At 62.3% G+C, this 718-nt stretch carries 1 protein-coding gene; it reads left to right on the plus strand.

Annotation, left to right across the window (positions count from 1 at the left end):
- A partial coding sequence (locus tag F6Q13_RS18655; RefSeq protein WP_293059700.1) for a fatty acid desaturase occupies window positions 1-677 on the plus strand: 677 nt, incomplete at its 5' end.
- Window positions 678-718 lie beyond the last annotated feature (41 nt).

Below are 718 nucleotides of genomic sequence, written 5' to 3' on the forward strand. Positions count from 1 at the left end.
TCTTGGACCTGGTGCTGCCACCCGACCACAAGATTCGCCATGTCCGGGTGCCGTGGCTGGCCGAAGCTCCGCTGTATCTGCACTTGCCGTTGCTGGTGGGGCTGTGGGTGCTTTTTGCACTCCGATTGGGTGGCTGGACGGGTCACACCGGTGTGCCGTTGCCCGGCGGGCCGCTCAGCGCGCCCGATGTGGTCGGGATGGTGTTGTCCGTCGGGCTGATCGGCGCGATTCCCACGCTACCGATCGCACACGAACTCATGCATCGGCGCGCGCGCTTCCCGATCCTGTTGAGCAAGTTCTACGACACCCTGAATCTGGAAACCAACGCCGACACCGGGCACGTGCTCGGCCACCATCTGTTCCTGGACACCCCTGCGGACAGCGACACCCCGGTACGGGGGCAATGGATCTATTCGTTCATGTGGCAAGCCTGGTGGGGCAAGCGGCGAAGCGTGTGGCAGGCCAGTGTGCGTGCACTGCGTAAGCGGGGCAAGCCGGTGTTACATCCGAAGAACCCCATTTATGCGGAGATCGCCTTGCTGGCGGTGCTGTTTGGTTTGATGTTTGCCGCTGCCGGCCCGGCTGGAGTGGGGCTGGCCCTGGCAGCGATGGTCTTTTCGATGTTGTTGTCGGAGGGATTCAATTACGGCTCTTGTGACGTTTTAGTGGGTTCGTGACCTGGGGATTTGGGGCGCAACGCCGTGTCCTGCTTACGTTT

Origin of the sequence: Mycobacterium sp., from assembly GCF_008709575.1 — a bacterium.
Taxonomy (GTDB): Bacteria; Actinomycetota; Actinomycetes; order Mycobacteriales; family Mycobacteriaceae; genus Mycobacterium.